The 1,380-nt window shown below is 59.1% G+C and carries 1 protein-coding gene and 2 tRNA genes; 1 reads left to right on the top strand and 2 read right to left on the bottom strand.

The window, feature by feature from the left end:
• The coding region (locus G113_RS20090) for an SLC13 family permease (protein WP_005914725.1) at positions 1 to 856 on the top strand (856 nt) is incomplete at its 5' end.
• A gap of 207 nt (positions 857 to 1,063) precedes the next feature.
• Here G113_RS20090 and G113_RS20085 read toward each other — a convergent pair.
• Together G113_RS20085 and G113_RS20080 are read right to left on the bottom strand one after the other, a co-directional pair.
• Positions 1,064 to 1,147, bottom strand: a tRNA-Leu gene (locus tag G113_RS20085).
• A gap of 8 nt (positions 1,148 to 1,155) precedes the next feature.
• A tRNA-Met gene (locus tag G113_RS20080) sits at positions 1,156 to 1,232 on the bottom strand.
• Between the last annotated feature and the right edge of the window lie 148 nt (positions 1,233 to 1,380).

Genomic DNA, 1,380 nt, shown 5'->3' with positions numbered 1-1,380 from the left:
GGCCGAGATCTCCCTCATTCCCGAGTCCAGCCTGCTCGGCAAGAGCCTGCGCGAGACGACCTTTCGCAGTCAGTATGGGTTGAGCGTGGTGGGGCTGCGGCGCGGCAGCGAGGCGCTGACCGGACGCTTGGTCGACGAGCCGCTGCAGCTGGGGGACAGGTTGCTGCTGGCCGGTAACTGGAGCCTCATTCGCCAGCTACATGTCCATCAAAGGGACTTCTTGCTGCTGGGACTGCCCGCCGAGGTGGATGAGATGGCCCCGGCCCGCAGCCAGGCTGCCTACGCACTGCTCTCGCTGGGGGTCATGGTGCTGCTGATGGTGACAGATCCTGTGCCCAACGTGGTGGCCGCGCTGATAGCCTGTCTGCTGATGGGCCAGTTTCGCTGTATCGATCTGGAGAGTGCCTACAAGTCTATCCATTGGCCGACCCTGATCCTCATCGTCGGCATGTTGCCCTTTGCCCTGGCGCTGCAAAAGACGGGAGGGGTGGATCTTATCGTTGGCTTCTTGATGGATCTGGTCGGCGACATGGGGCCCAGGGTCATGCTGGCCAGTCTGTTTGCCCTCTGCGCGCTCACCGGGCTCTTTATCTCCAACACGGCCACCGCCGTATTGATGGCACCCATCGCCATAGGCGCGGCGCAGCAGATGGGGGTCTCTCCCTATCCTTTTGCCATGACCATTGCCATCGCGGCCTCGGCGGCCTTCATGACGCCGGTCTCGTCACCGGTCAACACCCTGGTGCTAGGCCCTGGCGAGTATCGTTTCATCGACTTCGTGCGAGTGGGAGTGCCTTTTACCTTGTTGGTCATGGGCGTGAGCGTGGTCGCCATCCCCTGGTTTTTCCCGTTCTGAGTGCAGTCTTGAGTGGGAAGAATGTGGGGCGATGGGCAGGCGCGGCCTGCGGGCCGCTTTGTGATGGCACATTGTTATTTGTTATCAGGGGGGACCATGGCCGCCAAGATGAGTGGATGTGGCAACAGGACGAAGAGGCCGGGCTGAGACAGTAAAATCCGGGCACAAAAAAACCAGCCTGAGCTGGTCTGTTTGGTACTGCTGTAATGGTGCGGAAGGAGAGACTCGAACTCTCACGCCTAGGGCGCCAGAACCTAAATCTGGTGCGTCTACCAATTTCGCCACTTCCGCAAACTATATGGTGGCTATGACGGGATTCGAACCTGTGACCCTCGCATTATGAGTGCGATGCTCTAACCAACTGAGCTACATAGCCGTCTTGTATGCGACCAGGTCGTTTACAAGTAAAATTCGCTGGGTGACCAGGCTTTGGACCTGGGCGTGTTGACGAGATCTAAACCTCACCGCTCCACCACAGCACATCATCGACGGTCGATGACAGGTAAAATGGCTGGGGTACTAGG

Source organism: Aeromonas molluscorum 848 (assembly GCF_000388115.1).
Classification (GTDB): Bacteria; Pseudomonadota; Gammaproteobacteria; order Enterobacterales; family Aeromonadaceae; genus Aeromonas; species Aeromonas molluscorum.
Note: the sequence above shows the minus strand (reverse complement) of the source record. Positions and strands in the feature narration are given on the sequence as shown.